General features: G+C 62.4%; 22 protein-coding genes, 1 tRNA gene and 1 pseudogene. 14 read left to right on the top strand and 10 right to left on the bottom strand.

Features of this window, described 5'->3' with window-relative positions; all coding sequences use genetic code 11:
* Positions 1–7 precede the first annotated feature (7 nt).
* Together RZS28_RS01645 and RZS28_RS01650 are read left to right on the top strand one after the other, a co-directional pair.
* Positions 8–271: an exodeoxyribonuclease VII small subunit gene (locus RZS28_RS01645; RefSeq protein WP_407339486.1), complete on the top strand. Its 264-nt coding sequence runs from the start codon at positions 8–10 to the stop codon at positions 269–271.
* A gap of 92 nt (positions 272–363) precedes the next feature.
* Positions 364–1050, top strand: a complete 687-nt coding sequence (locus tag RZS28_RS01650; RefSeq protein ID WP_407339487.1) for a fumarylacetoacetate hydrolase family protein — start codon at positions 364–366, stop codon at positions 1048–1050.
* 3 nt (positions 1051–1053) lie between these two features.
* Here the strand turns inward: RZS28_RS01650 and RZS28_RS01655 are convergent, their stop codons facing one another.
* The 3 genes from RZS28_RS01655 to glyS all read right to left on the bottom strand — a co-directional run bounded on the left by RZS28_RS01655 (position 1054) and on the right by glyS (position 4061).
* Positions 1054–1260 carry a hypothetical protein gene (locus RZS28_RS01655; protein WP_407339488.1) on the bottom strand — a complete coding sequence of 69 codons (207 nt, stop codon included), beginning with the start codon at positions 1258–1260 and terminating at the stop codon, positions 1054–1056.
* 80 nt (positions 1261–1340) lie between these two features.
* A complete protein-coding gene (locus RZS28_RS01660; RefSeq protein ID WP_407339489.1) occupies positions 1341–1469 on the bottom strand; it encodes a hypothetical protein in 129 nt (42 codons plus the stop codon).
* A gap of 141 nt (positions 1470–1610) precedes the next feature.
* Complete coding sequence (glyS, locus tag RZS28_RS01665) at positions 1611–4061, bottom strand: glycine--tRNA ligase subunit beta (RefSeq protein WP_407339490.1); 2451 nt, start codon at positions 4059–4061, stop codon at positions 1611–1613.
* Positions 4062–4319: 258 nt separating this feature from the next.
* Between glyS and RZS28_RS01670 the strand changes: the two genes are divergently transcribed.
* Positions 4320–4946 carry a hypothetical protein gene (locus tag RZS28_RS01670; protein ID WP_407339491.1) on the top strand — a complete coding sequence of 209 codons (627 nt, stop codon included), beginning with the start codon at positions 4320–4322 and terminating at the stop codon, positions 4944–4946.
* Positions 4947–4990: 44 nt separating this feature from the next.
* On the opposite strand, the gene RZS28_RS01675 is transcribed toward RZS28_RS01670, so the two are convergent.
* Positions 4991–5935 carry a glycine--tRNA ligase subunit alpha gene (locus tag RZS28_RS01675; protein WP_407341012.1) on the bottom strand — a complete coding sequence of 315 codons (945 nt, stop codon included), beginning with the start codon at positions 5933–5935 and terminating at the stop codon, positions 4991–4993.
* Positions 5936–6279: 344 nt separating this feature from the next.
* Here RZS28_RS01675 and RZS28_RS01680 point away from each other — a divergent pair, with 344 nt between their 5' ends.
* Both RZS28_RS01680 and RZS28_RS01685 read left to right on the top strand, forming a co-directional pair.
* Positions 6280–6588: a hypothetical protein gene (locus tag RZS28_RS01680; protein WP_407339492.1), complete on the top strand. Its 309-nt coding sequence runs from the start codon at positions 6280–6282 to the stop codon at positions 6586–6588.
* A 282-nt stretch (positions 6589–6870) separates the two neighbouring features.
* Positions 6871–7095, top strand: coding sequence for a hypothetical protein (locus tag RZS28_RS01685; protein WP_407339493.1), 225 nt, complete (start codon positions 6871–6873; stop codon positions 7093–7095).
* A 62-nt stretch (positions 7096–7157) separates the two neighbouring features.
* Here RZS28_RS01685 and RZS28_RS01690 read toward each other — a convergent pair whose 3' ends face one another.
* Together RZS28_RS01690 and RZS28_RS01695 are read right to left on the bottom strand one after the other, a co-directional pair.
* Complete coding sequence (locus RZS28_RS01690) at positions 7158–7931, bottom strand: tRNA1(Val) (adenine(37)-N6)-methyltransferase (RefSeq protein WP_407339494.1); 774 nt, start codon at positions 7929–7931, stop codon at positions 7158–7160.
* Positions 7924–8283: a DUF2007 domain-containing protein gene (locus RZS28_RS01695; protein WP_407339495.1), complete on the bottom strand. Its 360-nt coding sequence runs from the start codon at positions 8281–8283 to the stop codon at positions 7924–7926. Before RZS28_RS01695 ends, RZS28_RS01690 begins: the two co-directional genes overlap by 8 nt.
* 1 nt (position 8284) lies before the next feature.
* Here RZS28_RS01695 and RZS28_RS01700 point away from each other — a divergent pair, with 1 nt between their 5' ends.
* The 7 genes from RZS28_RS01700 to RZS28_RS01730 all read left to right on the top strand — a co-directional run bounded on the left by RZS28_RS01700 (position 8285) and on the right by RZS28_RS01730 (position 15774).
* On the top strand, positions 8285–9298 hold the full coding sequence (locus tag RZS28_RS01700; RefSeq protein ID WP_407339496.1) for a polyprenyl synthetase family protein: 1014 nt from the start codon (positions 8285–8287) through the stop codon (positions 9296–9298).
* 245 nt (positions 9299–9543) lie between these two features.
* Positions 9544–10749 carry a cell wall hydrolase gene (locus tag RZS28_RS01705; RefSeq protein WP_407339497.1) on the top strand — a complete coding sequence of 402 codons (1206 nt, stop codon included), beginning with the start codon at positions 9544–9546 and terminating at the stop codon, positions 10747–10749.
* Between the two features lie 245 nt (positions 10750–10994).
* Positions 10995–12788 carry a tetratricopeptide repeat protein gene (locus RZS28_RS01710; protein WP_407339498.1) on the top strand — a complete coding sequence of 598 codons (1794 nt, stop codon included), beginning with the start codon at positions 10995–10997 and terminating at the stop codon, positions 12786–12788.
* Positions 12789–12936: 148 nt separating this feature from the next.
* Complete coding sequence (locus RZS28_RS01715) at positions 12937–13812, top strand: 4-(cytidine 5'-diphospho)-2-C-methyl-D-erythritol kinase (protein WP_407339499.1); 876 nt, start codon at positions 12937–12939, stop codon at positions 13810–13812.
* A gap of 114 nt (positions 13813–13926) precedes the next feature.
* Positions 13927–14000 (top strand) — tRNA-Gly (locus RZS28_RS01720).
* 754 nt (positions 14001–14754) lie between these two features.
* The gene (locus RZS28_RS01725) at positions 14755–15360 is read left to right on the top strand and encodes a L,D-transpeptidase (protein ID WP_407339500.1); all 606 of its coding nucleotides are present in this window, start codon (positions 14755–14757) and stop codon (positions 15358–15360) included.
* A 144-nt stretch (positions 15361–15504) separates the two neighbouring features.
* Entirely contained in the window at positions 15505–15774 is a 270-nt protein-coding gene (locus RZS28_RS01730; RefSeq protein ID WP_407339501.1) for a hypothetical protein, read from the top strand.
* A gap of 243 nt (positions 15775–16017) precedes the next feature.
* Here RZS28_RS01730 and RZS28_RS01735 read toward each other — a convergent pair whose 3' ends face one another.
* The 3 genes from RZS28_RS01735 to zwf all read right to left on the bottom strand — a co-directional run bounded on the left by RZS28_RS01735 (position 16018) and on the right by zwf (position 18981).
* Positions 16018–16623, bottom strand: a complete 606-nt coding sequence (locus RZS28_RS01735; RefSeq protein ID WP_407341013.1) for a class II aldolase/adducin family protein — start codon at positions 16621–16623, stop codon at positions 16018–16020.
* Positions 16624–16692: 69 nt separating this feature from the next.
* Positions 16693–17340 carry a bifunctional 4-hydroxy-2-oxoglutarate aldolase/2-dehydro-3-deoxy-phosphogluconate aldolase gene (gene eda, locus RZS28_RS01740; RefSeq protein WP_407339502.1) on the bottom strand — a complete coding sequence of 216 codons (648 nt, stop codon included), beginning with the start codon at positions 17338–17340 and terminating at the stop codon, positions 16693–16695.
* A 165-nt stretch (positions 17341–17505) separates the two neighbouring features.
* The gene (gene zwf, locus RZS28_RS01745) at positions 17506–18981 is read right to left on the bottom strand and encodes a glucose-6-phosphate dehydrogenase (protein ID WP_407339503.1); all 1476 of its coding nucleotides are present in this window, start codon (positions 18979–18981) and stop codon (positions 17506–17508) included.
* 190 nt (positions 18982–19171) lie between these two features.
* On the opposite strand from zwf, the pseudogene RZS28_RS01750 reads away from it, so the two are divergent.
* Positions 19172–20670 (top strand): annotated as a pseudogene (locus RZS28_RS01750) (leucyl aminopeptidase family protein).
* Between the two features lie 190 nt (positions 20671–20860).
* On the opposite strand, the gene RZS28_RS01755 reads toward RZS28_RS01750, so the two are convergent.
* A complete protein-coding gene (locus tag RZS28_RS01755) occupies positions 20861–21274 on the bottom strand; it encodes a TIR domain-containing protein (protein ID WP_407339504.1) in 414 nt (137 codons plus the stop codon).
* A gap of 359 nt (positions 21275–21633) precedes the next feature.
* On the opposite strand from RZS28_RS01755, the gene RZS28_RS01760 reads away from it, so the two are divergent.
* Positions 21634–22485: an NlpC/P60 family protein gene (locus tag RZS28_RS01760; protein ID WP_407339505.1), complete on the top strand. Its 852-nt coding sequence runs from the start codon at positions 21634–21636 to the stop codon at positions 22483–22485.
* Positions 22486–22512 lie beyond the last annotated feature (27 nt).

A 22512-nucleotide genomic window follows, 5' to 3' on the forward strand; every position in this document is an offset into this window, starting at 1 on the left:
TTCACCCATGAGCAAGACCGCGCCGCCCGAGCAAAATGAAGACGTCGCCGCGCTGCCTTTCGAACGCGCGCTCGCCGAACTCGAACAGATCGTCGATCAGCTCGAAAAGGGCTCTGTCGCGCTTGAGGAATCGATTGCGATCTATGCGCGCGGCCAGGCATTGAAGGCGCATTGTGAAAATCTGCTTAGGAACGCCGAGCAGAGGATCGAAAAGATCACTTTGGGCCCGGACGGCCGCCCGAGCGGAACGGAGCCGCTCGACGTCGAGTGAGTCTCGCGGGCGCCAAGCTTGGCAAGCGGCTTGCTTCGCCGCCGTGAACCGCAGCGCCTTCCCTGAAGTTTCCCCAACCGAGGTCCGAGCCCATGGGTGACTACGCCTTCGCCGAGCCGCCGATCGTCTCGCTCATGTCGATGTCGACCAGGCCCTTCCCGGTCCGGCGCATCTATTGCGTCGGCCAGAATTACAAGGACCACACGAAGGAGATGGGCGGAAACCCCGAGACCGATCAGCCCTTCTTCTTCATGAAGCCGGCCGACGCCATTCTCCAGAACGGCGAAATCATGCCCTATCCGCCGGGCACCAGCGATCTGCATCATGAAGTCGAGCTGGTGGTCGCGATGAATATGGGCGGCAAGAATATTGCGCCCGAAAAGGTCAATGACATGATTTTCGGCTATGCCGTCGGTCTCGACATGACCAAGCGCGACGTTCAGAACGAGGCGAAGAAGCGGGGCCGGCCATGGGAGATGGCGAAGTCCTTCGACTTCTCCGCGCCATGCTCCTCAATTACACCCGAAATGTACACGGGCGTCGTCGCCAAGGGCAAAATCCAATGCAAGGTGAATGGCGAGCTGCGCCAGAACGCCGATCTCGGCGACATGATCTGGGGCGTTCCCCAGATCGTGCATTATCTTTCCCAGCTCGTGGAAGTTATGCCCGGCGATCTCATCTTCACCGGCACGCCCGCGGGCGTGGGGCCTGTCGTGAAGGGCGATAAGATCGAGGCTACGATCGCGGGATTGGAGCCGCTTTTGATCGAGATCGGGTGAGCTTCAGGGCCGCGCCGGCGCGGGCCGCCGCGAAAGCGCATCCATGTTCAAAGCCAGAATGTAAGGCGCGACGCGCACCGCGCCGGGATGACCGCGGCTCTCTTCTCGCGCGAAGCGCATGGCCGCCGCCTCATTTGTGAAAATGCCTCCGCAAAGACCATGGGCCTCGACCACGACCCAGCGGTTGTCGCCATCGCGCCCGACGGTCAAACTGGGAGGCTCCTTTATAGCGGCGGAATCATTGTCTCCGTGGTCATTTTCTCTTCTAGAATAATCCAAGTGTTTCTCCTTTATTGCGGCAGAAGACCGGCTCCGCGCGCGATCAAGCCGACGCAAATGATCAGGGCGGCCACGCCCGCATAGATGAGATCGGGGCGGCCCCATCCCCGCGGCGTCCGCGTTCTCAATCGCGATTTCATGGCTTTCTCCGTTCGGCCGCGACAGACGGCCAACGGTGAAAGGATGGCGAAAGACGCATAAAGGATCGATGGGGCGGATGAGGGGTCGATCTTAAGGAGCCATATAGAGAAATCCGGCCCTTCGCAGGCTGGGCGGCAGAATCATCCTGCGATCTTGGAGAAATCGGCGACTTCATGCACCGAGCGGCGCAATTCATTGAGAAGGCGCAGCCGGTTCAGCCGCAGGACCGGGTCCGCCGCGTTCACCGTCACTTTATCGAAAAACGCGTCGACCGGAGCCCTGAGCCTCGCGAGCGCCCCCATGGCGGCCTCGAAATCCTCGCGCGCGACGCAGGCCCTGGCCTCCCTCGCGGCCGGCTCTAAAGCGGCGGCGAGCGCCTTTTCTTCCGGCTCCACGAGAGCATCCAGCGCATAGTCCGCCGCAAAGGAGGCGACTTCCTCCGGACTCGCCTTCTTCTCTTCGGCGCGCAAAATATTGGCGGCGCGGCGATAGCCGACGAGGAGGTTCTTGCCTTCGTCCGTGTCGAGGAATTTGCCCAGAGCTTCGACCCGGCGCACGATCAGGAAAAGATCATCTTGCTCGGGCAAAGCAAAAACCGCGTCGATAAGATCATGCCGCTCGCCGCGCTCGCGCAAAAAAACCTTTAGACGATCGGCGAAAAAGCCCAGCAATTGTTCGAATAATTCTCTGCGCGCGGCAAGAAAGGCGTCGCGCTCGCGGGCAAATTCCGTCTCGAGCTCCGCCACGATCTCGGGCTCGGCCTCGCCGCGCACCGCGAGGGATTTCTCGCGAAGGCGCTCATAGGGTTTCAGGAGCGCGAACAGATCGTCGAACCGCGCGTCTTCCTCGCGCGGCTCGGCCTCGCCGGAGAAACGCGCTTCGATGTAGCGATGGAGCGCCGCGAAAATGCTCTTGCCCGGTTCAGAAGCGAATTCCCAGGCCCACCGGCCGCCCTGCACAAGCGCGGCAAGTTCCGCTTCATCCGAGGCTTCGTCATCCCTAACGCCTTGCAGGATGAATGTCGGCACGGCTTCGCTCACTTCAACGTGATGCGCGAAAGCCGCCGCGAGGATGGCGCGGAGCGGAAGCCGAAGCCCGTTTTCAAGAATGAGCGCGATAATTCCGAGCGCCGCGCGGCGCAAGGCGAAAGGGTCCTTGCTGCCGGTCGGTTTTTCGTCGATCGCCCAGAAGCCTACGAGCGTGTCGAGCTTGTCGGCCAGCGCCGCGCTGACCGCCACAGGGTCGGCGGGGATGCGATCATTCGGACCTTGCGGCTTGTAATGATCCTCGATCGCCTGCGCGACGCTTTCGGGCTCACCCTGCGCCAGCGCATAATAGCGCCCCATCAGCCCCTGCAATTCGGGGAATTCGCCAACCATTTCGGAGGTCAGATCCGCCTTGGCGAGAAGCGCCGCTCGGGCGGCGAGGGTCACATTCGCGCCAATAGAGGACGCGACGTCGCTTGCGAGAAGCACAAGCCTTCTGACGCGCTCGCCCTGCCCGCCTAGCTTTTCGTGAAAGACCACGTGATCGAGCTTGGGAAGCCTGTCTTCGAGCCTGATCCGAAGGTCGGTCTCCCAGAAGAACTTCGCGTCGGCGAGTCTCGCCCGAACCACCCGCCCATTGCCTGCGGCGATCGCCGCGCCGCCATCGCTCGCCTCTATATTCGCGACGAGCACGAATTTATTGGCGAGGCGTCCGGTCGAAGGGTCCTTCAGCACGAAACATTTCTGATTGGCGCGGATCGTCGCGCGGATGACTTCCGGCGGAATGTCGAGAAAGCCCGCGTCGAATTCGCCCATCAGCGCGACTGGCCATTCGACGAGGCCCGCCACCTCGCGCAAGAGGGCGTCGTCCTCAACAAGCTCGAGCCCTTGCGCCAAGGCGAGGTCGCGCGCGTCAAAATGGATGATGTCGCGCCGCCGCGCCGCATCGAGCACGACCTTGGCTTTTTCGAGCGCTGGAACATAATCGTCGAAGCGCCGGATCTTGATTCTATCGGGCGCCATGAACCTGTGGCCGAACGTGAAATTGCCCGAGGCCACGCCATCGACTGAGAACTCGACCACGTCCGTCTCCTCCGTCTCCGGCCCGAAAGTGGCGAGGATCGCGTGGAGCGGGCGCACCCAGCGCAAGGCGTCCGCGCGGGTTGAGGCCGCCCCCCAGCGCATCGACTTCGGCCAGGGAAAGCGCTTGATGACGGCAGGCAGAATCTCGGCCAGAACGTCGATGGCCGCTTGCCCTGGCCGTTCGATCACCGCGAGGTAGAACTCGCCTTTCTTGGGATCTCGCTCGATTTTGGCTTCCGCGAGCGAGGCGAGGCCGACGCTTTTCAAGAAACCCTGAACCGCGGCCTCCGGCGCGCCGACGCGCGGCCCCTTCTTTTCCTCCCGCACGTCGGGCTGGCGCGCAGGCAGCCCGGCGATGTGGAGAGCAAGGCGGCGGGGGGTCGCGAAGCTCGCCGCGCCCTCATAGCCAAGGCCGCGCTCGCGCAAGGCTTCGGCGACGAGGCCTTTCAAATCATCGGCGGCCTGCGCCTGCATGCGGGCGGGAATTTCCTCGGAGAAAAGTTCGAGAAGGAGGTCGGGCATGGTCTCGTTTCAGCACGGAGGCTCGAATGCCGCGGAAGGGCAAGCAAGCGCCGTCTTCTATAGACGGAGCTTTCGCAAGAAGGAATGGCTCCCGGCGAGGTCGCGGCCCGGTTCTGTCACCCGAAATCATGGCCGCCGGCAAATCGAAGGCGAAATGCGCTCGATGGATCGCCCGAGCGAGCGCTCGGTCGAATTCCAGATCTGGCTGGAACGAGGCGACCGCGGCGGCGTTTGTCCGGCATGAATGGAGGAAAAGCCATGGATATTGCAAGGGTTTCGGCGCTCGCGGGCGCCGCATTGCTCGCAGTGACGACGACAGCCTCGGCGGGTCCGATGAGCGTGGCGACGTCCGGCGTCGTCGCGCCGCCGCAAATGCAGGCGGAGCCGGTCTACTATCGGTACGGCCACTATCATCATTGGGGCCATTACCGCCATTGGAGTCATTACCGTCATTATCGCCATTACGGCCGTCACTGGCGTTATCACCGGTATTATGGCTGGAACCCTGGCGCGGCGATAGCCGGCACAGCCCTCGGCTTGCTTTCGTTTCCGTTATGGGCGGGGACAGGGGGATGGTGCGACTCCTATTATTACGGGTCCTGCTATGACTATGGTTATGGCTGGCCCTATTCCTACGGCTATGGCGGCTATGGCGGCCGCTTCCGTCATTACGGCTATTGGCGCGGCGGCCACCGCTTCGCGGGTTACGGCGGCGGCTTCCACACCGGACGCAGCGTCGGCTTCGGCAGGTTCGGAGGCATGGGTGGCGGATTCGGCGGCGGCGGCTTCCACGGGGGTTTTGGCGGCGGAGGCTTCCATGGCGGATTTGGCGGGGGCGGTTTCCATGGCGGCGGGGGAGGCGGGCATGGCGGCGGTCATCGCTAGGACTTGACGCAACTCCCGAGATCGCCGCGACAATCAACAGAGTCTCAGGCGCCGCCCGCCTCGGTTTTGAGCCAGGCGGCGCCGCAAGCCTTGGCGAGCTCGCGCACCCGCAAAATATAGCTTTGCCGCTCGGTCACCGAGATAACCCCGCGCGCGTCAAGCAGATTGAATATATGCGAACATTTGAGGCACTGGTCGTAAGCGGGCAGGACCATCAAATGGCGCGCGCCCTTGTCGCCCTGGGCCAGCAGCGCCCTGCACTCGGCTTCGGCGTCCTTGAAATGCTGAAACAAGGCGTCAACATTCGCGGCTTCGAAATTGTAGCGCGAATATTCCTCCTCCGCCTGTTTGAAGACGTCGGCGTAGGAAATCTTCTCCGCTCCCTCGCGGCCGTTGAAATTGAGGTCGTAGATGCTTTCGACGCCTTGCACATACATGGCTAGGCGCTCGAGGCCATAGGTCAGTTCGCCCGAGACAGGCGCGCATTCGATTCCAGCGACCTGCTGAAAATAGGTGAATTGCGAGACCTCCATGCCGTCGCACCAGCATTCCCATCCAAGCCCCCAGGCGCCGAGCGTCGGGCTTTCCCAATCGTCCTCGACGAAGCGGATGTCATGCAGATGCAGATCGATCCCGATCGCTGCGAGCGAGGCGAGGTAAAGCGCCTGTAGATCTTGTGGCGAAGGCTTCACGATCACTTGGAATTGATAGTAGTGCTGCAGCCGGTTGGGGTTTTCGCCATAGCGGCCATCCTTCGGCCGGCGCGAGGCCTGGACATAGGCGGCCCTCCACGGACGCGGACCGAGCGCGCGCAAGACGGTCGCGGGATGAAACGTGCCGGCGCCGACTTCCATATCATAAGGCTGCAGGATGACGCAGCCTTGCGCGGCCCAAAATCTCTGCAGGGTCAATATAAGACCTTGGAAGGAGCGCGCGGGGTCGAGCGTCCCCGCAGCCGTTTCATCCGCCTCGCGCGCGATTTCACTCATAAGCCGTATGTAACCCCGCTTCGCCGGTAGGCGGATATTCGACAATAGACCTTCGCAGATGACCGCGCCTCGGTCGGCGCGCGGCAGGCGGCCAAAACAACCAGTCACGCCCTCTACAATATGCGTCGAGGTAATTCCACTCCGATCGGCAAGGCGCGGATATTCGAGGTTGAAAAATGCGCCGGCCTCGCGAGAAATCATGCGGGCGCCGCCACGCGGAACGCAGGCTCCTCTGTTAAGGACAACTCAAGTCGCTGAGCGCACTTGCCAGTTTGGCGTTGCGCTCCAAATCATTTGGATGCACGCTTCTATAGTAGTTTTTCATTGCCCCGGAGGAGGGAGAAATGAAACTTGTAAGGATATTGGTTCTTGCGGTTTGCGCCGCTTTTGGCGCGATCATCGGCGGCGCCGGCCTGGCCCAAGCGGCTCCGACAGCAGGCGTCTCGCTTGCCGCCCCCGCCGTACTGACCCTAGAAAAGCCCGCGATTGGCGCTTTCCCCGTCGAAAAGACCTATTGGCGCCGTTGGCATAGGTGGCATCGCTGGCATCGCTGGCATCGTTACCACTACTATCATCCCTATTATCACCGCTGGCATCGCTACCACTATTATCACCGCTATTACTGGCATCCGTGGCGCCGGTATTATTGGTAGAATGCAATTATTTCGACGCCTCAAAGTCGTGTCGCAGTGAAGAAACCGGGTCGAGCTTCCTTTTGGACGCGGGACGCTGACGTTGGGAATCGTCTTGGCTAAGGCAATGTGACCTGTCTGACGGCGACGATGCATCCTAGAGCGCTGCAGGGAAAACTTTGCAGCGCTCTATTTGACTGATCAACCGATTTATATCGCGAGCCTGCTCCGCAACGATCCCGGGCAAATGACGCCTTGCGATCCTTGCGTCCGTCGATCTCGTAAACGTCAATGGAGGAAGAAATGCGCATACAAGCAAAACTCGGACTCGTCGCCGGAGCGATCTTGGCCTCCACCCTTGGCTTTGCGAGCCTAGGCCAAGCGGCGCCGGCCACCGGCCTCGCGGCGGGGCAAGCGGCGCGGGACGCCATCGGCGTGGAAGCGCGGCCCGAAACAGCGCATTACGGCCATGTCCATCGTCACTATCATTCCCATCACCGCTATTATCATCATCATTATCACCGCTAAGGCCGCGGCCCTGTGGCGGGAACATCTATAAGCAGTTTCCATCGAAAGGACGCTCCGCCTAGTCACCAATTGATCGTCGCCGCGCCGCGATGGATGGCCTCAGCGGCATTGGTGAACCCTCGCTCATCATGGAGAACGAGCCCCGACGCTATGGAAACCGGGGCGCGGCTTCCTTTCCTGGCGCGCACGAGAATGCGGATCGCCGCTGTTTCCGCGCGGGGATGAATCGGAAGAATTGTGATCGCGCCGGCGCGTCCGGCCAAACCTTCGAAAATGGCTGGCAAAGCGTCAGGCCGATGGATCAGAATGAATGATCCGCCGGGCTCGACCAGAGCCAACGAGGCCGCGAGCCAGGCGACGAGGGCCGCCGTTCCTCCCATCTGCATGGCGTGCGCGCGGCGTTTGGCCGGATCGGGGGAGAGCCGCGCCCGGCTTGGATCGGCAAAGGGCGGGTTGGTGATGACGAGGCCCGCGCCCTCATCGAGCAAACCCGCGCCGCGCCGGCTCCGTGGCGATAATACATCGGCCTCAAAGACCATGCCGCGATCCGAAAGCCCATTGAGGGCTATATTGTCGCGCGCCAGGGCCGCCGCGCCGGGATCAATCTCGACAAGGCCGATCCTCGCATGGGGACGCGCGACGGCGAGGGCTAGTCCCGCCGCGCCGACCCCCGCCGACGTCGAGGGCGAGACCAGAAAAGTCAATCGCGCCGCCGCGGCGAGAAGCAGGGCGTCGGTTCCGGCGCGATGGCCGCCCGCATTCTGACGAAGCATGAGCCGACCGCCGAGAAACGCATCCGCGCCTGCGGGCGCGCCGTCGTCTCGACTCTCAGCCATCGCCCAGTTCCTCGGCGAGCCCCGCCTCGGTGAGGGCGGCGCGCGCGCTGATCGCATCGTCGGCGTCGACCAGCACGCGGCGCGGCAGGAAGCCCAGCGACCCTTCCACCGCGCTCATATGCTGGTCGGCGACAAAGATGGCGATTCCGGTCTCGAAGAGGATTGCTTCGATCCGAGAAATCAGCACAAGGTCGTTGGTGCGAAGAAGTTCGATCAAACCGCCTCCGGAAGCCGGCTCCGCCGCCTCGCCGGAGAACTGAAACGCCCAGCGGAACCGCCGGATCGCATCCGTGAGTTGCGAAGCGCGAAGCAGGGCCCTAATAAGGGCGCGCCGGTATTCGGAGATTTCCATCTTGGGCGTTGTCATCCCTTTAGAAGAAAAGACGCAGGAGCCAGGCATCGAAGGGCTTCTCGCCCTCGTGGCCGCGGACATGGAGCGCGTCAACCAGACGATTCTGTCGCGCGCCGCGTCCGACGTGTCGATGATACCCGAAGTCGCCAATCATCTCATATCGTCGGGCGGCAAGCGCCTGCGGCCGATGCTGACCTTGGCGACCGCGGGACTTTGCGGCTATGCGGGCGCGGGCCATATCAAGCTCGCGGCCTCCGTGGAGTTCATGCACACCGCGACCCTCCTCCATGATGACGTCGTGGACGAGAGCGACATGCGCCGGGGCAAGCTCGCCGCGAGGATGCTGTGGGGGAATGAGGCGAGCGTGCTCGTCGGCGATTTCCTTCTCGGCCAGGCCTTCAAGATGATGGTGGAGGTCGGCTCGCTTCCCTGCCTCGACGTCCTTTCCACCGCCGCCGCGGTCATCGCCGAGGGCGAGGTCATGCAGCTCTCCGCCGCCAAGGATACAGAGACGAGCGAGGATGATTACCTCGCCGTGATTCGCGCCAAGACGGCCGCCCTGTTCGGCGCCGCGTCCGAGGTCGGAGCGCTCCTCGGGCAGAGGCCCAAGCCCGAGGCCGCCGCCTGCCGCGGATATGGCCTCAATCTCGGGATCGCTTTTCAGCTCATCGACGATGCGCTCGACTATGGCGGCACCTCGGCCAAGCTCGGCAAGAATGTCGGCGATGATTTCCGCGAAGGCAAGATCACCCTTCCCGTCGTTCTCTCGTTCCGGCGCGGAACGCAAAAGCAGCGCGAGTTCTGGCGGCGCACCTTGGAGAATGGCGAAATCGCCGAGGGCGACCTCGAAGCCGCCATCGCGATGATGCACAAGCATCGCGCGCTCGAGGATACGATCGAGCGCGCCCGCCATTACGGCGCCATGGCGCGCGACGCCTTGGAGCTGTTTCCTCCTTCGCCGTGGAAATTCGCCTTGAGCGACGTGGTCGATTTCTGCGTCAACCGCGCATATTGAAGGCGGGAAAAGCGCGGCTTCGGGGCGAATCATATTCGCCTCACGTCGCCGTCCGCTGCGACGACCTGCGTCGTTCGGCCTGCCCCATTGTGGGACGCGCAAGAAGGCGTCCCTGGTAATCTGTTCTCAAGCTTACGCGACAATAACAAGAGCGAGCGATTGCTTCCGCGGTTTCAGGCCAAGGCGTTCGCGGCCCCGCGGATGAGCGTGAGACGGGTATGGGTGGTTCGCGGATCGGTTGGGCGATGAGCGCGGTCGCGCCATGGTGGCTAGGCATTGCGCTTGCCGTGTCGATCACCGCGGACGCCGGCCAGGAAGCGTCGATCGGCGCCTCCCTTGCGCCCTTGTCCTTGCGCGCCGCGACGGCGCCGTCGGTGCTGGTTCCCGCACAGGCCAGCGCGCCAAGCGGCGATTTCGGCCGGCTCGCGGGCGACGCGCGGCAGATTTTGCGAGAGGCCAGCCTGACGCTCGGCGACGCCGACGAATTCAAGCGCCTGCCTGACGAGATTGAGCCGCGCGCGGATCTGAAGCGCAATGCGCAGAGATTTCCGAGCCTGGACCGCAGCCGCAAAGGCGATCCATTCGTCGGCCTGCGGCCGACTTTCGATACGCGATTGCGGCATTCCGGCGGCCTCGCCAATTTGCGCGCGCATGATCTGATCTTCACCCATGACGAAGCCCTGCCGACCGGCAGCTTTGCAATCCTGGACGACGAAGCGGGGGACCCTGACAGCGTCGCCGCCTTCGAGCCCTGGCCGGATGGCGAAAGCCCGACGACCGCCCATTCCAGCGCCAGCGCCTCGCCGCGACAGGACGGCGCGACCATGACGATGCGGCCGGCGGCGATCAACGAACGGCTTTTGCAAGGCGCGACGCCCGCGGTTCGCCGCGCGATCGCGCTCGGATCGACGACGCCATCCCCGGCGGATTCGACGCCGATCGAGGTCGCGGCCGTGGCGGGCGTCCCGCGGACGCCCGGCGTCAGCCTTGTTCCACAGGGGGGGTCGCGGCCCAATTTCGCCGCTCTCATCGATCAGGACAAAGCCGAGCGAGAAAGACGCTGCCTAGCTGAGGCCATTTATTTCGAGGCCCGCAGCGAACCCGAGGAAGGGCAAGCGGCCGTCGCGCAAGTGGTCCTGAACCGAGTCTCGAGCGGCCTTTATCCGCCGACGATTTGCGGCGTCGTCTATCAAAATCGGCAACACTACAACGCCTGCCAGTTCTCCTTCGCCTGCGAGGGCAAATCGCTGCGCGTCACCGATCCCGAGTCGTGGCGCACCGCAGTCAGGATCGCCGAGGAGGTCACCGCCGGCAAAACCTATGTTTCCGATGTCGGCGGCGCGACCCATTACCACGCCAATTACGTCCGCCCGCGATGGGCCAGGAGACTTGAAAAAATGGACGTGATCGGGCATCATATTTTTTATAAGCTACACCCAGGCCAGAGTTGACGGACGTCTTCGCGCATGGGGGCTTTCCCTAAAGCTGCAACCGCCCTCGAAGCTCAAATTCGACAATGTCGGCGGCGTCCAAGCCTCGCATCGAGTCCCAGGCTCCTGGCGTGAGCTTCCAAAACTTGCCTGATCGATGACTTGCCCGATCGACGCAAAACGGCCATCTTGGGGCCTTAAGAAATCACGCAATTGACGCCCCCCTGGCGAAGGGGAAAATCGGCTCTCGCACAGAAAGCGGTCGCATGTCGCTCGAGTCCAAGTTCTCCAGTAAGGATCGCGGTCGGCGCCGCCCCCGCTTGCGCGGATTAGCCTTGTCCGGTCTCGCCGCCTTGCTTCTTCCTGCAGCGCTCACGGGGGCGCAAGCGCGGGCGCGAGAGAATTTGGCCATAGCCGCGCCCTTCGAGGTCGGGGAAAGCCCTGCCGGAAATTATCTCGCGGCTCTCGTGGCGGGCGCCGAGCGCGACACGATGGCGGCGGCGACCTTTTTTCGCGAGGCGCTGCGGTTCGATCCGCGCAATCCGCGCCTGATCGAGCGCGCTTTCGTCGCCGCCGTCTCGAACGGCAACATGCCGGAAGCCTTCGGATTGGCCAATCGGCTGATCGCCCGCGAACCTGACAACAGCCTCGCTCATCTCGCCCTCGGCGTCGAAGCGATCAAGGCGAAGAAATTCGCCGCCGCGCGGGCGCATTTCGCCAAAGGCGGCGCTGGACAGCAGCGCGACATTACCGCCACCCTGCTCACCGCCTGGAGCTATGAAGGCGAGGGCAATTCACGCCGCGCCATCGAGCTCGTCGACCGGCTCCGCGACGAGAATTTCGCGGTGTTCCGCGACTATCACGCCGGCCTCATCGCCATGATCGCCAATAACACGGCCGAAGCGACAAGGCGGATGAAGGCGGCCTATGAGGCCGACAAGAATACTTTGCGTCTCGTCGACGCCTATGCCCGCTTCCTCGCCCGCAGCGGCCGTCGCGACGAGGCGATTAAGGCCTACGAAGCCTTCGACCAGATCCTCCCCAATCATCCGATCATCGCCGCGGCGCAGGCGGACTTGAAGGCCGGCAAGGCGCTCGATCCTCTCGTCAAGGACCCCGAGCAGGGGGCGGCTGAGGTGCTCTATGGCCTCGGCGCGGCCGGCGGCCGGCAAGGCGACGAGCTCGCCGCGATGATCTATCTGCGTCTCTCGCTTTACCTCGCGCCGCAAAATGGTCTCGCCGTCATCACGCTGGGCGATATTTACGAGCGCATCAAGCAGAACGAGCAGGCGATCGACGTCTATGCCTTGGTGCGCGAGAACGACCCTTTGCGCACGACCGCGGATATTCAAACCGGACTGATCCTCGAAACATTGGGCCGGCCCGAAGAGGCCGCCAATTACTTGAAGCGCATCGTCGATGAGCATCCGAAGGATGAAGACGCCCTATCGGCGCTCGGCAATCTTCAGCGCGCGCATAAGCAATATGCCGAGGCGATCGAGACCTATTCGCGCGCCTTGAGCCAGCCGTCAAAGTCCGAGAAGCCAAATTGGCCGCTCTATTATTTCCGTGGGATTTCCTACGAGCGCGAGAAGAAATGGCCGCAGGCCGAGGCTGACTTCAAAGAGGCGCTCAAATTGTTTCCTGATCAGCCGCTGGTCCTGAATTATCTCGGCTATAGCTGGGTCGATAAAGGCCTCAACCTCGACGAAGCCTTCGCCATGCTGCATCGGGCCGTCGAGTTGCACCCGACCGATGGCTATATCGTCGATAGTCTCGGCTGGGCCAATTACAAGCTCGGCCGCTACGACGAAGCGGTGAAGGAGCTCGAACGCGCGATCGACCTCAAGGCGTCCGATCCGGTGATCAACGATCATCTTGGCGACGCCTATTGGCGGGTTGGGCGCAAGCTCGAAGCGCATTTTCAATGGAACCATGCGCGCGATCTCGATCCCGAGCCGGAGGACAAGGTCAAGATCCTCCGCAAGATCGACCAGGGCCTTGACGAAGAGGAAAATCCGGCCGCCGCCGAGGCTGATCCGAAACGCAACGGCGGTTGACGCATATTCCAGCGAAAGACGCCAAATCGGTCTAACAAATGCTGTAATGCGAAGGCTTGCAGCATTTTCATAAGCCCGCGCGACGCGCTCGGACTGCCGCGGAGACTTTGTCGCCGCATTTTCAAACGGACTTTTGCAGCGTCCCGCCTTGCCTCACGTCCTCACCGAACGCGCCCCCGCGAAAATCAATCTGACCTTGCATGTTCTCGGCCGCCGCGCCGATGGCTGGCACATGCTCGAAAGCCTGGTCGCTTTTTCGCGCAGCGGCGACGCTCTCTCCCTGGTCGCAGGGGAGCCCTTGGCCCTGTCGATCGAAGGTCCTACGGCGCCCGCCTCCGGCGCTCTCGACGATAATCTCGTCCTGCGCGCGGCGCGCAATTTCGCCAAGCATTACGCCGACGCGAAGCTCGGCGCCTTCCATCTCGTCAAGCGCTTGCCGGTGGCGGCCGGAATCGGCGGCGGATCGTCTGACGCCGCGGCGGCTCTTCGCCTCCTCGCCCGCGCCAACGGCATTTCGCTCATGGACATGGGCCTGAGCGAGGCCGCGCGAGAAACCGGGGCCGACGTTCCGGTATGCCTCGCGAGGCGCGCGCGGATGATGCGGGGCGTCGGCGAGGATCTCGGCCCCCTGCTCGCCTTTCCGCCGCTGATCGGACTGATCGTCAATCCGGGCGAGCCGCTCGAAACCAAAAGCGTCTTCGCGACGATGAACATAGCGCCAGGCGCCGAGACAGGATTTGGCGCGCATCCAACCGTTTCCGCTGTGATGCCGGCCGAAGGCTTGATCGCGGCCCTGCGCAAGGGGCGCAATGACATGGAGGCCGCGGCCTGTCGGCTCGCCCCCATCATAGGCGATGTGCTGGCCATTCTGTCCGCCGCGCCCGGCTGCCGCCTCGCCCGCATGTCGGGCTCGGGAGCGACATGTTTTGCGCTTTTCAAGGATTGCCGCACCGCCGCTCGGGCGAAAAAAGCGATTCTGCGCGCGCATCCGGCCTGGTGGGTCAAGACCTGCGTGCTGAATTGAGTGGGGCGCCTATTTTTCGCCGCGTAACGGACCCGTTGAAATGCGCGGCGCGGCAAGCTAAGCTTTCTCTCCGCGCGTGGCGTTTTGAGTTCACGGCGGCGCATGGCCGCGCAGGCGGGCGTAGTTCAATGGTAGAACGGCAGCTTCCCAAGCTGCATACGAGGGTTCGATTCCCTTCGCCCGCTCCAGTTTTACATAACTAAGACAACGACTTCGGCCGCCCTGTCTAGCGCATAAAGCCCCGGGGGCGCTCCTTTGGCCAACCGCGACGCCGCCAAGCCCCGAAGCCCGATCGAGCATTCAGGCGAAGGCTGCTCTGCGCCGTTCGACCGCCGGCGAATCAGTGGCCGCGTTCGACCCAACCCCTATGTTCCAAGACTAGAGCATGTTCCGAAAAAGTTGATCGACTTTTTCGATTAGAACATGCTCCAACTCTTTGAAACTGAGCGATTCCTTCCCGATCAGACGATTCCATCTGATCAGGAAGCGCTCTAGGTTCCGATTCTCAGAAGCAATCGTTCACGAAGTTGGGGCGCCGACTTCAGAGCGCCCATCCCGGCCTCTCGGTCCGAACGGCGCCGCCGCTCCGAAGCGGACGTTCGGCATAAATCGGACTCAGGGACTTTGAGACATTGACAAAAAGCCGCGCAGCTTCACCATGCGGTGTGGGGAGACGAGCATGGCGGAGGTCACAACTACGCATCGGCCGAATTCCGGGGCGAGCGGCTCGCGTCCTCATTGCCTGGATCGCGATAAGGCTGGGGCTCGTCGCGCCTGCGGCTGTGCAACAGGCCGATGCCGGTCTGAACGAAGGTTCGTTCGCGGCGATTTAGAAATCGCCGCCGACTGGCAAAAAAGCAGCCGCCACTTGTGCGCGAAGCCGTCGATCGAAAGCGCTCCCAAACTTGACGTATGCTCATTTCCCCGGCCTCGGAGGCGCGAATGTGGATTCCCTTAAATCAAGCGATGAGAACTGCATTTTTGTTGGCCGCCATGGCCGCGGCGTCGGTTTCTTTTGCGGCGACGGCTCACGCGGGATCCGGATCCCGCAGGGCGATTAACGCGGATGTGGCCGGCGCCAGGAAGGGCGCCGTCCTGGTCAACATCGACAAGACAAGTCAAACAATGACGGTTTTTTTGGGCGGAGTAGGAAAATATGCGTGGCCGGTGTCAACTGGCCGGCTGGGATACTCAACTCCGTCAGGAACCTATACCGCCACCTCGATGAACGAAATTTGGTATAGCAAACAGTGGGACAACGCCCCCATGCCCCATTCCATTTTCTTTAAGAAGGATGGTCATGCCATCCACGGCAGCTTGGACGTACAGAATCTTGGCAGGCCGGTCTCGCATGGCTGCGTGCGCATCTCGCCCAGGAACGCCGCCATACTTTATGCGCTGGTGAAGGAGAATGGCCTGGAGAATACGCAGGTTACGGTAACCGGAGTTAGCCCGGGCGGCGAGTATGGCGTCGCCGGGGCCCAGACAAGCCCGCCCTCCGGATTTTTCGCGCCTTTATTTGGCGTTCCTTATGGACAGGGTCGCTAGGTCACCGTGTACCTAGAGCATGTTCCGAAAAAGTTAATCGACTTTTTCGATAAGAACATACTCCAACTCTTTGAATTTGAGCGATTCCTTTTCGATCAGATGATTTCATCTGATCGGGAAGCGCTCTAGGAAAAGGGCAAAACCATGAGCGATCAATCGACGGCGGAAAAACAACAGCGCGGAGATGCGGCGGACGCCGCGATCCAGGCCGCTATTGCCGCCGAGCGGCGGCGCTGTATCGACCGCGTGCTGACCTATGCTGCGCTCAGGGATCAGGCCGCCGTCAATCTGGACAAGGCCGACGACGGCGACGGCCCCGAGAAGCCGAGCGAGGGAGCGGCGGAGCGTGTGCGAATGCAGGCGGAGGTGGCGCGCGACATAGCCGCTTTTCTGGCCGAGGAGACGCTTCGCTAATCCGGGTCTCCCGATGGAGGGACCCGGACGTTAGGATGAACCGGACGCCGGCCGCATCCCGCCCGGCAGAGCGCGTTCAAGCAAAATCGCGCGTCTGTTCGCCTATGGTCCGCTGTCGATGACGGACCGGGCCCTTTCGGCCAAGCCCCGTCATAGACAGAGTGGCCGCTTACCAAATTGCAGGCCCGGGAGCGGACTGGCTAAAACCCACCCAAAGCCGCTGGTCTGATAGGTCCGCGCCGCCTACGCCGCGCGCGGCCTTCGCCGCAGCCCGTAATTCTTGAATTTCTCGACCGTCTTCGCGACCTCCTCATCGTCGAGAAGCCGCGGCGTTCCGACCTGCAGCGCCACCGCATATTGCTTGCAAAGCGTCTCTAGCTCGACCGCGACCCACATCGCCTCGCGCAGATCCTGGCCGGTCGCGATCATCCCATGATTGGCGAGCAAGGCGCAGGCTCGATCGGCGAGCGCTTCGAGAACCGCGACAGACAGCTCCGGCGTGCCATAGCTTGCGTAGCGCGCGCAGCGGATCGTCGGCCCGCCCGCCACCGCGATCATGTAATGCGCCGCCGGGATCTCCATGCCGCATATCGCGAAGGCCGTGCAATAGATCGGATGCGCATGCACCACCGCATTGACCTCGGGCCGCTCGAGCAAAATATCGCGATGGAACCGCCATTCCGATGATGCGGCCAAGTCATGGTCGTAGCTTCCGTCCATGTTCATGAAAATAATGTCGTCGGGAGTCATCTCTCCATAAGGCAAGCCGGAAGGCGTGATCAGAAGACCATTCTTCCAGCGCACCGAAATATTGCCGGCCACGCCTTGATTGAGGCCTTGGCGATTCATGTCGAGGCAGGCGTCGATGATCGATTGGCGGACGGCGAATTCCTTGCTCTTGGCCAAGATCAAACCCTTTCAATGGCGGCGGGCGAGACCAAAAGCCTCGCGGGCGAGCTTTTCGACGCAAGCGAAATCGCGCGTCTCGCCCGGCGCCGGCGCGAGCATCCATGAACCGCCAACGCAAGCGACATTGTCGAGCGCGAGATAATTCTTCGCTTTGTCCATGTCGACGCCGCCGGTAGGACAAAAAATCAGATCGGGCAAGGGGCCGGCGAGAGAAGCCACATAATTCGCCCCGCCCGCGGCCTCGGCGGGGAAAAACTTCAGCGCCCGAAAGCCGCGCTCCCGAAGCGCCATGGCTTCGGACGCCGACGACGCTCCGGGCAGAAAAGGGAGCGGCGAACGCACCGCCGCCTCGATGAGGCGCGGCGTCATGCCGGGACTTGTAAGAAAGGCCGCTCCGGCGTCGATAGCCGCGTCGATCTGTTCAGTCTCGATGATCGCTCCGGCGCCGATGATCGCCTCCGGAAACGCCTTGACGAGCACCACCATGGTCTTGAGCGCGACCCGCCCGGAGAGCGTGACCTCCATCACGGGAAGGCCGCCGGCGATGAGCGCAGCTGCTTGCTCGAGCGCATCGGCGACGTCCGCGACCGTCAAAACCGGCATGACCGGCGCGCGCCGCATCAGCGCCAGAGCAGCCTCGGCTTGTCGATAACGCATCGCCAGGACCTTTCAAGACGAACTCAACATATAAAAATTGCATCTTGGCCCATGCTGCGTAAAGCAAAACTCCCGCCCTCGGCGATTGGCCGATTATGGCGCTCGACGGCCTGGGCGAAAGCCAAGGCCGCCCGAAGCGGGGCGGCGCGTTTCAACGGCCCTTGCTCATATGATTTCCTCGTTCCAGCTTCTTCCGTCGCGCTCGACGAGGGCAATAGCTGCGGCGGGTCCCCAAGTGCCGGCGAAATAGGGGCGAGGCGGCTCGTTCAATTGGCTCCAGGCCTCGCGAATCGGATCGATCCAGCGCCAAGCCGCCTCCACCTCATCGCGGCGCATGAACAAGGTCGCGTTGCCGCGTATGACGTCCATCAGCAACCGCTCATAGGCCTCGGGCGCGTAAATCTGGAACGCCTCGGCGAAATTCATGTCGAGCGGCACATAGCGCAGGCGCATGCCTCCGGCGCCCGGCTCCTTCAGCATGAGCCAGAGCTTGATGCCTTCATCGGGCTGCAGCCGGATGACAAGCCGCGTCTTCGAGATCCTGCCGGACTCGACATTGAAGATCGAATGCGGGATTGCGCGAAAAACGACGACGACCTCAGAAACCCTCTGCGGCAGGCGCTTGCCGGTGCGCAGGTAGAAAGGCGCGCCCGCCCAGCGCCAATTCGCGACGCTGACCTTCAGCGCGACGAAAGTCTCCGTGGCGCTTTTCTCATTGCCGACGTCTTGCGTATAGCTCGGCACCGCGCCGCCATTGCTGGCGCCGGCATGATATTGGCCGCGCACGGTCGATGTCGCGGCATTGCTCGCATCGATGGGGGCGAGCGATTTCAGCACCTTCAGTTTTTCGTCCCGCACCGAATCCGCCTGCATGGAATTCGGAGGCTCCATCGCGATGAGGCACAAGAGCTGCAGCAGGTGGTTCTGCACCATGTCGCGCAGCGCGCCGGCGGCGTCATAATAAGCGGCGCGGCCCTCGACCCCGATCGATTCGGCGACGGTGATTTCGACATGGTCGATATGGGCGGAGTTCCACAGCGGCTCGAATAAGGCGTTGGCGAACCGCAGCGCCATGAGATTTTGCACCGTCTCCTTGCCGAGATAATGATCGATGCGGAAAATCTGCCCCTCGGAAAAAACCGCGCCGATCGCGTCATTGATGCGCGCGGCCGACGCGCTGTCCCTGCCTATCGGCTTTTCGACGATGATGCGGGAGGCCGGCGTGACAAGCCCATGCGCCGCGAGCTGCTTGGCGATCACGCCGAAACGATCGGGGGCCGTCGCGAGGTAGAAGGCGCGCACGCGCGAGGGATCGCCGCTGAGATGCTTTTCGAGAACCGACCAGCCGTCCTCCGCGCCGACGTCGAGGGAGACATAGTCGATCATGTCGAGAAAGGTCTTGAGAGTTTCAGCGCTCGCGGCTTCGCCCGAGAATTGCTGAAGCGCCTGCGCGATCGTGGCGCGATATTCGGCGCTGCTCATCTGGCCGCGCGAAACGCCGATAATATGCGTCGGCGCAGCGAATTGCCCATCGAGGAACCGCCGAAACAACGCCGGAAACAGCTTGCGATGCGCGAGATCGCCGGTGCCGCCGAACACGATGAGGTCGAAAGGATCAACCTTGAGGATGCGCGAAACCATCGCTTAGCCTCCCATTTGACGCGCCCACGGACCAAATCCCGATCGCGCGACCGGGCGGGGTTGAACAGCCCCTCGGCGGATGCCGGCTGCAACGAACAAGGCTAGCATTTTCTTTGCACGCAACGAAGCTCTACCCCTAATATGGGCTTGAACCGCGCCGCGGCCCAGCTCGAACGTGCAGGAGTTCTTGATGCCGCTTCATCGTCAATCCGCGGTCGGGGCCGCGCCCATCTGGTTCGTAACGGCTGAGACATGGCCGGAGATACGGGCGGGCCTGCCGGCGGCGGCGCAAGCTTTCGCCGCCGCTTGCGGCTTCGAACCGAAGCCAGGCCGGACCCAGATCGTGCCCGACGCCGCCGGCGGGATAGCCGCGATCCTGTTCGGGATCGAACGCGCCGACGCCCGCGTGCGCGATCTGCTTCTGCCCGGCCGGCTCGCGACCTCGCTGCCGAGCGGCCTCTATCATTTCGCCAATATGCCGCATGACGCCACGCTCGCCGCGTTGTCCTGGCTGCTGTCCGGCTATCGCTTCAGCCGCTACAAAGGCGAGGGCCGAACAGCCCGAGGCTCTGCGCTCCGCCCGGCGTCGACGCCGACCGCGTCGAGCGCATCGCCGACGCCGTCGCCTTCGGGCGCGACCTCGTCAACACGCCCGCCAATGACCTTGGGCCCGACGCCCTCGAAGCGGCCGCCTTGAACCTGGCGTCGCGCTATCACGCGAAAGCCTCAGTGACGCGCGGCGACAAGCTTTTGCAGACGAACTTGCCCCTTATACATGCCGTCGGCCGCGCCTCCGACAAGGCGCCCCGGCTCGTCGATTTCAGCTGGGGCGATCCCGCAAAGCCGAAAGTCACCTTGGTCGGCAAGGGCGTCTGCTTCGATTCGGGCGGATTGGACATCAAGCCGGAAGCCGCCATGTCGCTCATGAAAAAAGACATGGGCGGCGCGGCGACGGCGATGGCGCTGGCCTCGATGATCATGGCGGCCGATCTCGGGATACGCCTTCGCGTGCTGCTGCCCTTGGTCGAGAATTCGATTTCGAGCAACGCGTTCCGGCCGGGCGACGTCTATCCGAGCCGCAAGGGCCTCACCGTCGAGATCGGCAACACAGACGCCGAAGGGCGCCTCATTCTCGCCGACGCCCTGGCGCTGGCCGACGAGGAGGCGCCTGAGCTTCTCTTCGATTTCGCCACCTTGACCGGCGCCGCACGAGTGGCGCTCGGCCCCGACCTGCCGCCTTTTTACACTATGGACGAGGCGCTCGCCGCCGACATCGCCCGCTTCGGCGCGGCGACGCAAGATCCCGTCTGGCGCCTGCCGCTTTGGGACCCCTATGACAAGCTTCTCGACGGCAAGATCGCCGATCTCAACAATATTTCAGGCGGCTCTTTCGCCGGCTCGATCACCGCGGCCCTGTTCCTGCGCCGCTTTGTCGAACATGCGAAATCCTGGACGCATTTCGACATTTACGCCTGGGCGCCGGCGGCGAAATCAGGCCGGCCGGAAGGCGCCGAGGTGCAAGTCGCGCGGCTGCTCTATGATTTGATCGAGGCCCGATACGGCGCCGGCGCGAAGATCGAGCAACCCGAAGCGAAGCCGCGCAAGATCGTCCGCCGCGTGAAGGAGACGAGCGCGCATGGCCACTCTTCGGACGACGAAGGCAGCGTGTTTGACGATCTTGTGCCGTAGAGCAGGCCCGTGGCGACGGGTCGGTTCTAGAGCATGTTCCGAAAAAGTTGATCGACTTTTTCGATCAGAACATGCTCCAACTCTTTGGATTTGAGCGATTCCTTTTCGATCAGATGATTCCATCTGATCGGGAAGCGCTCTAGGGTTTAGGAAGAGTCAAGCCTAGCGTCGCCAAGCCATCGCGAGGTTTTTAGAGATTATCGAATCTGCTTGTCCCTTCTGGCAGGGGCGGCATAACGGCGCTGCTCGCCTCGCCAGCGTCGACGGCTTGCTTGATGGCGTCAAAGGTGAACGACGTCGCAAAAGTTGATCCGAAGTTGAGCAGGGAGGCCGGGCTTTTGTTTTTCGTGTGCAGCCTTACCGCGATCACCTTCCTTCCCGTGACCGAGGCGGTTTGAATCTGCCAATTGATCCAATCGTTGTTGCCGGTATCTTTTCCGACAATGCAAAGCAGATGCGTGCCTGACTTGATCTTTTCCGTCAGCTCGCTCTTGATTTGATTGGCCTCCGCGCTGTGAATCGCGGCTCTGGGAATATCATTCTCGAAAACGAAATCGAATTCCTGGTTCTTATCCCAGTCAAGAAGCGTGTTCATGGCCTCCATATCTCTATTCTTGAAGCTAACGAATATGCGAGTCCTAGCCATTGAATAAAACTCCTCTTGATTGCTTATATAGCCGTCCGAAACCTGATTGATCCGCTGCACCTATAGACGACAACGGGCGCGTTTGAAACCACGGGGTCGCGATCCAGCAGACGTGGCTTTGAAACGAAGCAAGCATTGACCTTGGCTGAGCTGAACGTCTCTGATGGGAAGGCGACATTTAAACTGACCCGCTGCCGCATTCCCAGAAAACTTGCCCGACGCTTGGCGTCCGGATATGCACGGGCTCATAGAAATTGAACTGCGTCTCTTGCGATCAAAAACCTCCATTTGATCGGGGGCGCAAAATGCGGCGCAAAATGAGCGGTTTTGACTCCCGCCTGACCCCTGCCCGGCCCGATCTCGCTGCCGCCCATTTGCGCGGCGAAATCGTCGCCGACGCCTATGTTGAGGGCCGGCCTATGCAGGTCGGAGTCGGGATCGCAGATCTGCGTCATGCGCCAAGCCATGAGGCGGCGGTGGAGACGCAGGCGCTCTACGGCGAAGCTTTGACGCTTTTCGAGGATCACGAGGGCTGGGGCTGGGTCCAGCTCGCGCGCGACAATTATGTCGGCTATCTCTCGATGACCGCGCTCCGCGAAGGGAGCGCCACGCCGACCCATCGCGTCAGAGTCAACCGAAGCTTCATCTATCCGGGGCCGAACCTCAAGCTTCCGCCGCAGGACGCCTTGCCGCTCGGGGCCTTGGTCAGCGTCAGCGCGACGGACAGCGGCTTCGCCCGAATTGGCGGGGCCGGCTTCGTCTTCGCCGGCCACCTCGCCCCTTATGACGCGAAAGAACCGGATTTCGTCGCCGTCGCCGAGCGGCTTTTATATGCGCCCTATCTCTGGGGCGGCAAATCGAGCCTCGGCGTCGATTGTTCCGGCCTCGTGCAGATCAGCCTCGACGCGGCGGGGATAGAAGCGCCGCGCGACACAGATTTGCAGGAGCGCGCGCTGGGGTTCGCGCTGCCTCTCGATGAGTCGCTTAGGGGCCTTACGCGCGGAGACATCGTCTTCTGGCGCGGCCATGTCGGCGTCATGCGCAATGAAACGGAGCTTTTGCACGCCAATGCGCATCACATGCTCGTCGAAAGCGAGCCGCTGCGCGCCGCGCGCGACCGCATCCTTGCCGCGACCGGAGCGCAAATCACCTCGATCAAGCGGCTGTAAGAGGATTTTTTTACCTCTGTGAAAACG

This window comes from Methylocapsa polymorpha, assembly GCF_045689225.1.
Classification (GTDB): domain Bacteria; phylum Pseudomonadota; class Alphaproteobacteria; order Rhizobiales; family Beijerinckiaceae; genus Methylocapsa; species Methylocapsa polymorpha.

Coding starts and splice junctions, on each gene's coding strand:
- zwf (WP_407339503.1), bottom strand. CDS start 18,981: ATGGTTTCGCGCATCCTCAAGGTTGATCCTTTCGACCTCATCGTGTTC.
- RZS28_RS01710 (WP_407339498.1), top strand. CDS start 10,995: ATGTCGCTCGAGTCCAAGTTCTCCAGTAAGGATCGCGGTCGGCGCCGC.
- RZS28_RS01685 (WP_407339493.1), top strand. CDS start 6,871: ATGCGCATACAAGCAAAACTCGGACTCGTCGCCGGAGCGATCTTGGCC.
- RZS28_RS01675 (WP_407341012.1), bottom strand. CDS start 5,935: ATGAGTGAAATCGCGCGCGAGGCGGATGAAACGGCTGCGGGGACGCTC.
- RZS28_RS01650 (WP_407339487.1), top strand. CDS start 364: ATGGGTGACTACGCCTTCGCCGAGCCGCCGATCGTCTCGCTCATGTCG.
- RZS28_RS01660 (WP_407339489.1), bottom strand. CDS start 1,469: ATGAAATCGCGATTGAGAACGCGGACGCCGCGGGGATGGGGCCGCCCC.
- eda (WP_407339502.1), bottom strand. CDS start 17,340: ATGCGTTATCGACAAGCCGAGGCTGCTCTGGCGCTGATGCGGCGCGCG.
- RZS28_RS01645 (WP_407339486.1), top strand. CDS start 8: ATGAGCAAGACCGCGCCGCCCGAGCAAAATGAAGACGTCGCCGCGCTG.
- glyS (WP_407339490.1), bottom strand. CDS start 4,061: ATGCCCGACCTCCTTCTCGAACTTTTCTCCGAGGAAATTCCCGCCCGC.
- RZS28_RS01735 (WP_407341013.1), bottom strand. CDS start 16,623: ATGAATCGCCAAGGCCTCAATCAAGGCGTGGCCGGCAATATTTCGGTG.
- RZS28_RS01755 (WP_407339504.1), bottom strand. CDS start 21,274: ATGGAGGCCATGAACACGCTTCTTGACTGGGATAAGAACCAGGAATTC.
- RZS28_RS01725 (WP_407339500.1), top strand. CDS start 14,755: ATGTGGATTCCCTTAAATCAAGCGATGAGAACTGCATTTTTGTTGGCC.
- RZS28_RS01705 (WP_407339497.1), top strand. CDS start 9,544: ATGAGCGCGGTCGCGCCATGGTGGCTAGGCATTGCGCTTGCCGTGTCG.
- RZS28_RS01670 (WP_407339491.1), top strand. CDS start 4,320: ATGGATATTGCAAGGGTTTCGGCGCTCGCGGGCGCCGCATTGCTCGCA.
- RZS28_RS01730 (WP_407339501.1), top strand. CDS start 15,505: ATGAGCGATCAATCGACGGCGGAAAAACAACAGCGCGGAGATGCGGCG.
- RZS28_RS01680 (WP_407339492.1), top strand. CDS start 6,280: ATGAAACTTGTAAGGATATTGGTTCTTGCGGTTTGCGCCGCTTTTGGC.
- RZS28_RS01760 (WP_407339505.1), top strand. CDS start 21,634: ATGAGCGGTTTTGACTCCCGCCTGACCCCTGCCCGGCCCGATCTCGCT.
- RZS28_RS01690 (WP_407339494.1), bottom strand. CDS start 7,931: ATGGCTGAGAGTCGAGACGACGGCGCGCCCGCAGGCGCGGATGCGTTT.
- RZS28_RS01695 (WP_407339495.1), bottom strand. CDS start 8,283: ATGGAAATCTCCGAATACCGGCGCGCCCTTATTAGGGCCCTGCTTCGC.